Source organism: Terriglobales bacterium, assembly GCA_035567895.1.
Taxonomy (GTDB): Bacteria; Acidobacteriota; Terriglobia; order Terriglobales; family Acidobacteriaceae; genus Gp1-AA112.
Genome location: DATMPC010000041.1, coordinates 1 through 6,654, shown reverse-complemented (window position 1 = coordinate 6,654; position 6,654 = coordinate 1). Strand labels below are relative to the sequence as shown.

At 56.1% G+C, this 6,654-nt stretch carries 7 protein-coding genes; 3 read left to right on the top strand and 4 right to left on the bottom strand.

The features are described 5' to 3' along the window. Nucleotides 1–1,044, top strand: a 1,044-nt coding sequence (locus tag VNX88_08950) for an FAD/NAD(P)-binding oxidoreductase (GenBank protein HWY68779.1), incomplete at its 5' end; no start/stop codon positions are given. Nucleotides 1,045–1,139: 95 nt separating this feature from the next. Here the strand turns inward: VNX88_08950 and VNX88_08945 are convergent. The 4 genes from VNX88_08945 to VNX88_08930 all read right to left on the bottom strand — a co-directional run bounded on the left by VNX88_08945 (nucleotide 1,140) and on the right by VNX88_08930 (nucleotide 5,330). After that, the gene (locus tag VNX88_08945; protein HWY68778.1) at nucleotides 1,140–1,820 is read right to left on the bottom strand and encodes a response regulator; all 681 of its coding nucleotides are present in this window, start codon (nucleotides 1,818–1,820) and stop codon (nucleotides 1,140–1,142) included. 35 nt (nucleotides 1,821–1,855) lie between these two features. Further along, nucleotides 1,856–2,230, bottom strand: a complete 375-nt coding sequence (locus VNX88_08940; protein HWY68777.1) for a response regulator — start codon at nucleotides 2,228–2,230, stop codon at nucleotides 1,856–1,858. Between the two features lie 246 nt (nucleotides 2,231–2,476). Continuing rightward, nucleotides 2,477–4,729: a PAS domain-containing protein gene (locus VNX88_08935; GenBank protein HWY68776.1), complete on the bottom strand. Its 2,253-nt coding sequence runs from the start codon at nucleotides 4,727–4,729 to the stop codon at nucleotides 2,477–2,479. Next, on the bottom strand, nucleotides 4,674–5,330 hold the full coding sequence (locus tag VNX88_08930; protein ID HWY68775.1) for an MEDS domain-containing protein: 657 nt from the start codon (nucleotides 5,328–5,330) through the stop codon (nucleotides 4,674–4,676). Before VNX88_08930 ends, VNX88_08935 begins: the two co-directional genes overlap by 56 nt. 332 nt (nucleotides 5,331–5,662) lie before the next feature. On the opposite strand from VNX88_08930, the gene VNX88_08925 reads away from it, so the two are divergent. Next, nucleotides 5,663–5,959, top strand: coding sequence for a hypothetical protein (locus tag VNX88_08925; GenBank protein ID HWY68774.1), 297 nt, complete (start codon nucleotides 5,663–5,665; stop codon nucleotides 5,957–5,959). A gap of 27 nt (nucleotides 5,960–5,986) precedes the next feature. Continuing rightward, nucleotides 5,987–6,654, top strand: a 668-nt coding sequence (locus VNX88_08920) for an SDR family oxidoreductase (GenBank protein ID HWY68773.1), incomplete at its 3' end; no start/stop codon positions are given.

Sequence of the window (6,654 nt, the reverse complement as noted above, 5' to 3'; positions counted from 1 at the left end):
CCGAACCTTTCCAAGGATTACCTGGCAGGCACGGCTCAAGAAGACTGGATTCCTTTGCGGTCTTCGGACTACTATCGCGACCGCCGAATCGATCTTCTCCTTCACTCACGAGTTTCATCGCTTGATATCAGAAAAAAGCAGATATTGCTCGAGAATGGGAGGACACTCGAATTTGGCGCACTTCTGTTGGCCACCGGATCTGACCCGGTCCGTTTGCCGATTGAAGGCGCGACCGAGTCTCAGGTCCATTATCTCCACACGTTCGCTGACAGCAAAGCAATCATTGCCAAGGCAACTTCAGCAAAACGTGTGGTGGTTGTAGGTGCCAGCTTTATCGGCTTGGAAGTTGCCGCATCGCTGCGCGCCCGCGGAATCCTCGTCGATGTAGTAGCCCCTGGTAGCCAGCCACTCGAACGCGTCATGGGAGATGAGGTTGGCCTCTTCATCCGCAAACTTCACGAAGCTCACGGCGTGACCTTTCATTTGGGGGAGACTGTCAGCCGGGTAAGTGGTCGCGCGGTCACCTTAATCGGCGGAGCAACTGTGGACGCAGACTTCCTAGTGCTGGGTATAGGAGTGCGTCCATCACTGGCTTTGGCCGAGCAGGCTGGGCTCGCCATTGATCGCGGTATCTTAGTCAACGAATACCTAGAAACCAGCGTGGCCGGAATCTTCGCTGCTGGCGATGCCGCCCGCTGGCCCGATCCGCACACCGGCGAGCGAATTCGCGTCGAGCACTGGGTGGTCGCTGAACGACAGGGTCAAGTAGCAGCTAAGAATATTCTTGGCCGTCGCGAAAAGTTTGACGCTGTCCCATTCTTCTGGAGTCAACACTACGACGTGGCTATCAATTACGTAGGCCACGCCGAGAAGTGGGAGGCCATCGACATCGATGGGAGCCTCGATGCCCGCGATTGTGCCGTGGCGTACAAGAAAGGCGGTCGCACTCTCGCTATCGCAACCATCTCTCGCATTCTCAAAAGCTTGCAGGCTGAGGCTGCCATGGAAGCTGAAATACGGCCGCAAAGACAAGAGATCGCCTGACGGCCCACAAACAGGAAGCGTATCCGCCCGGAACTGTGATTCTTGCCGGGGAGCACTCGCACTTCCATCGGGCAAAATCTGGCGAGTACATGAACTCAGGTATCGGGGACCGGCACGCCTGGGAGTGGGAGCCTCGCGGCCATCTTCACCAACTCTGCGAGAGAGTCAGCCTTCATCTTGCGCATCACCTGACCGCGGTGTGCCTTTACCGTGATTTCGCTTATGCCGAGTTCCCCACCGACCTGTTTATTCAACAGCCCGGAGGCTACCAACGCCATGACTTGCCGTTCGCGAGGCGTGAGCGACGCGTAACAGTCCCGGAGTGCCCGTATCTCCGCCTCGCGACCAAGTGCTGCCTGGCTGCGCTCGATGGCGTCTCGGATAGCACTTAACAGCACATCATTGCCGAATGGCTTCGTCAAAAACTCGATAGCGCCTGCCTTCATGGCCTGGACGGACGTCCTTATGTCACCGTGACCCGTAATGAAGATGATCGGCATATCATTCCGATCGCTGGCGATGCGTTTCTGCAGATCGAGACCGTTGAGACCTGGAAGAGAAACGTCAAGTATGAGGCAGCTCGGAACAAGGACTCGTGGGCTGCTGAGAAATTCCTGTGCGGACGCGAATATTTCCGGCTGCCAGCCTTCGCAGCGAATCAACAACTCCAGCGACTCACGTACGGAGACGTCGTCGTCAACCACGTACACGATTGGTGTGCCGTCCGACATGGGTGTTGACGCCACTTCATCGTCAAGTGCGCGGGCTAAGTCCATTTTATATCCTCCTGGCACAGCACATAGCAGATCGCCTAACTCACTCGAAGTGCGAGAGTGAGCGCCTGAAGCAGAGCCGTGTCGCTGAATGGCTTGAACAGGCACTCCACCGCACCCTGTTCGAGCATTCGCGAGCGCACAGCCTCATCTCTCTGAGCGGTGATGAAGACGATTGGAATCTCTTGCCGTCGAAGCTTCAATTCCTGCAGAAGGCCGGGTCCGGTCATTCCGGGCATGGCAATGTCGAGAATCAGACATCTGGTTTGGCCGACGCAATCGGACGCGAGGAACTCTTGCGCTGATGAGAACGCGCGGACCGCAAAGCCGAACTCCTTTAGCAAGTCGGGTAGCGACTCGCGCACGGACTCATCGTCATCGACTACTGACACAAGTGAACGTGTAACTGTCATAGAGTTTTTTGCAGCATCCGTCGCGGCTGTCTCCGAATGCTGCCGATTCTCGGTGCCCATCAAGGGTCTCGGGTCCGCGAGGAATGGCGAATGAAAACGCGACTCGGCGGCAGTCCATGTCACAAGCATGCGCCACTCCAGTGGTGAGCGCCATTGTGCCTTGGTATTGGTTCGGCGCCGATATCAACCCCGGCGCGGCGGATGAAGATGATCGCGATCTCTCGAAAGTTGACTTTCATAGATTTCTCATAAAACATCCGTATCGGCTACAGCAGGCGTCCGCAGGTCACCATTCCTGTCGGCGCCCATCGCGCCGCTGGGTCCCCGCGGAAGGGAAAATGAAAACGTCGCTCCCGGACCGTCATTCAGCGTTGCCCACAGACGACCCTGATGACTTTCGACAATGGAGCGACTGACGTATAGTCCGACTCCCATCCCGTCATGCTTAGTCGTGTAGAACGTTTCGAAAAGCCTGTCGACGGATTGAGGATCGAATCCAAGCCCCGCATCTCTCACGCTGAGGAGCGCCTGATCGGCTTCGTCTCGTTCCGTCTTGATCAGCAACTCCCTGGGGCGATCATGCACCGTATTCATCGCGTCCGAAGCATTCCGGAGGAGATTCAGAATTACCTGCTGAAGCTGCACGCGGTCACCTGTGACCAGCGGGAGGTCTTCGGCAAGCTCACATCTCAAAATCACCCGGTTTCTTTGAAGCTCACTCAATGACAGAGCAATCACTTCTCTTGTAGCGTCATTCAGATCCACCCGCTCAGCGAGGGTATGTTTCTTGGCGAAGAGTGCGCGCAATCGCGTGATCACATCAGACGCACGGTTGCCATCGCGAATCGTTCGCCGGGCGGTTTCACGCGCACCGTCGACGTTCGGTGGATCCAATGTCAGCATCCGCAGACAGGTGCCGGCGTTAGTGACGATGCCTGAGAGCGGCTGGTTCACTTCGTGCGCGATTGACGCCGTTAAGGTAGCGAGGCTCGTGACACTGGCGACGTGTGCAAGCTCCGACCTCGCCTTGGCAAGTGCCTCTTCCGAAATTTGCCGCTGCGTCACATCCTGAACCGCGCCGATATATTCCAGCCGGCCATCATTGTCGCGAATCCCGTGCGCGATCATGTGCAGGTATTTGACCGAATTATCAGGCATTAGTAACCGGTATTCGTACTCAAAATCTGTGACCGCACCTCGCGCCTTCTCGACCATGTCGTTCAACAGTGGGATGTCTTCTGGATGGACTCGAGTAGCGATCAAGTCAAGCGTCACAGGCACATCGGGTTCAAACCCAAAAATGCGATGGAGTTCCTCGGACCACGTGAATTCGCATGTTTCCACACGCCAGCAACAACAGCCCATTCGACTCAGACGTTGGCCTTCGGCTAGAAATGCTTCACTGCGCTTGAGCGCTTCCTCTGCGCGCTTTCTCTTGTCAATATCGGTGAGCAGAGAGCACCAGCGAAGGATTCGGCCATCGGCATCTCGAACCGGCAGCCCTCGCACCTGAAACCAGCGATATACGCCATCGAAACGTCGGATGCGTGCTTCGAAGTCGTATCGACTACCTGACGCGATCGATCGTGCAAAGACCTCGACGACGCGAGGAAGGTCCTCAGAATGAATCGTGTCGCTGGTTCCCCAGAGCCTTAATTCCTCTAGTGTCCTGCCGGTGTACTCGACGAGTTGGGGATTGACGAGTTCAACTTCACCGGCCGGCGTCATGAGTGCCACGAAGCCGGGGATGCCCTCGACGATTAAGCGTAAATTGCGCTTTCCCGCTGCCAGTGCTTCCTCCGCGCGCCTGCGCTCGGCGACTTCCTTTCTCAGCACTTCGTTGGCTGCAGCAAGTTCTGTGGTCCGTTGCGCGACCCTTTGATCGAGTTCGTCGGCAACGCGCTTCTGCTCGCTCAACAATCGTGCCTGTTGTAACCCGATCACCGCCTGGTTAGCCGCTATGCCCAGAAGAAGTGTCTCGGTATCCCGCGGGAAATCCGCTCGACGAGACCCCGCCACGATTACCCCAATTTCACGGTGCACCCCGAGAGGCCAGGAAACGAGTGAAACCTCTTCGTCTCCAATGCGACTGCGTTCCTGGAGATAACGTTTTTGTGGGTCGTCCCCTAACCAGCGATTGAGGAACGTACAGAGCTCTCGCGGTCGGAACATCTGTTGCGACTGATGTTCTAGTGACGGAGCGACCCTGACCGTGTCGGAGGGCGCTGCGTTGACGGGGTTTGTCAAGCTCACATAAACGAAGTCCAGATCGAGCATGCGAAGAAGTGAGTCGAGCAAGGTCTGAACAATGTCACAGGGTGTGCTGCCGCTCCACATGGCAGGAAGAGCGAGGAGGCTGACCAGATCATTAATGCAACGTTGAAGGCGCTTGACCTCGTCGGCGGGATGTTCGAGTTGCACTTTCATGGTCGGCCCGCCATGGTCAGCCCACCGTCGCGGGGCGCGCAGGGTGCCCTGCCCGCCGTTCGCGTATTTCATGCAGGAACTCCCCCGGCGGCACGAAGAACGGATTGTGCTGGAGAATGCCGCCGACGATGACCAGCGGATGCGTGCGCATGATGTCAATCACAGCGTCGCCGCTGAATTTCGAAAGATGGTAAGTGCAGATGACCGCATCATCGTGGCGACACCACACATCATTGACCCTCGCTTCAAACTCAATCACATCGTCGATGTGCGACTGACCGTCAGGCACCCAGTCCATGCGGCAGACGATGCGACTCAGGGGAAATCCTCCCCCGGCATTGCCGCTCGCCATCTGCTCGAACGACTGCAGCATGCGATCCTGATCGAACCGGCCGTCTTGAAGGTAGGTTTCGGTGCTGCTCCGAAGTTCGAATTGGCCGCTTCGTTGGACAGCGGTCGAGTCAATTCCTATGCCAGCTAATCGTTGCAGGTGGTCACGGTGTTGATCTGGACTAAGAACGTGAATCGCCTTGTCCCCACGCTCGAATCCATCCTTAATGAACGGCAATAACACGCGATACTCTTCTTCATTGCTATTGAAAAACGCGCAGACATGACGCGTTGGGCCGAGTTGTGACCCAGCCAGAGAGATGGGCGCCGAGATTTTTCTCATTGCAATCCCTAACCTAACGCCTGGGCAGCGGGCCTCGCGTCAACTCAGAGTAGGATGAGCCACCCCGTAGGTGCGTGTCTATTGTACTTTGGTATCGGTTCGCAGAGCTGGATCTGGCGACAAAGCGTAAAAGGGAAAAGACGGACAGATCGTCTCCACTCCCGTCGGCCGATACGAAGGTATGGTCGATACCATCGTCTAATTGTTTCGCGGCTACGCCTCTGGTGTGATCACAATTGTGCATGCCATCTGAGTCATCAGAAACCTGGTGCACGTGGGGGACGAAAGCTCCACTCCTGGTACCCGGTATAGCTGAAACAGACGAGGATCCAATGAACGCAAAAACATCGTTCTCCAATTCGGTTTGCAAGGACCAGATGCGGATGGCGGGGCGCGAGTTCTCCGCATTCATCCGCGCGGTGAAAAAATTGCACGGTCCAGAGCAGGCCCAGATTTCAGCAGTGGACTGGCTCAACGAGTTGGAATCAATGGATAGCCAGTCCGGATCTACAAGCCGACATTGGCGGGCGGTTACGATCACGGCCTCGGCGCAACTTGCAAATCGATTGAACGCCGGATCGCATGATCGGTCATTCGCAGTCCGAGACTTTATCAATGCCTCACGTTAAGGGTCGAAAGCCTTGAACAGGAGTTACATGCCAGACCAGAAGGCAGCAATCATTACAGGAGCGTCGCGCGGAATCGGAGCCGGTTTAGTCGGGGCCTTCCTGAAACAGGGTTATAACGTCGTCGCGACCTCTCGCAAGATAAGTCAACAGTTGACCGCCTCGACCTCCCTGGTTCTCGTCGATGGCGATATTGGTAAGCCAGAGACTGCCGCCAGGGTCGTAGAATCAGCAATCGAGGACTTCGGAAGGATCGATGTTCTGGTGAATAACGCCGGAATCTTTTTCGCGAAGCCCTTCACGGATTTCTCCGCCGCGGACTTCAACAACTTGGTTTCAACAAACCTGCTGGGGTTCCTCTACATCACTCAGCTAACTGTGAAACAGATGCTGAAGCAGAAATCAGGGAGCATCGTCAGCATCACCGCGGCGCTTGCCGATCAGCCGATCGTTGGCGTAAATGCCTCGGTCCCAATGATCACTAAAGGGGGCTTGAATTCAATCATCCGGAGTCTCGCGATTGAGTATGCAAAACAAGGTATCCGCTTCAACGCCGTTGCCCCAGGCGTGGTGGATACGCCAATGCACAAGGATGATCCCAGGGACTTTCTTAAGACATTGCAGCCAATGGGAAAAATCACGGACGTAAAAGACGTTGTCGACGCTGTTCTCTACCTCGCCCAGGCAGGTCAAGTAAC

What these genes read in the sequence shown, in the direction of transcription:
- VNX88_08945 (HWY68778.1), bottom strand. Translation starts at nt 1,820, where the DNA reads ATGGACTTAGCCCGCGCACTTGACGATGAAGTGGCGTCAACACCCATG.
- VNX88_08940 (HWY68777.1), bottom strand. Translation starts at nt 2,230, where the DNA reads ATGACAGTTACACGTTCACTTGTGTCAGTAGTCGATGACGATGAGTCC.
- VNX88_08935 (HWY68776.1), bottom strand. Translation starts at nt 4,729, where the DNA reads ATGAAATACGCGAACGGCGGGCAGGGCACCCTGCGCGCCCCGCGACGG.
- VNX88_08930 (HWY68775.1), bottom strand. Translation starts at nt 5,330, where the DNA reads ATGAGAAAAATCTCGGCGCCCATCTCTCTGGCTGGGTCACAACTCGGC.
- VNX88_08925 (HWY68774.1), top strand. Translation starts at nt 5,663, where the DNA reads ATGAACGCAAAAACATCGTTCTCCAATTCGGTTTGCAAGGACCAGATG.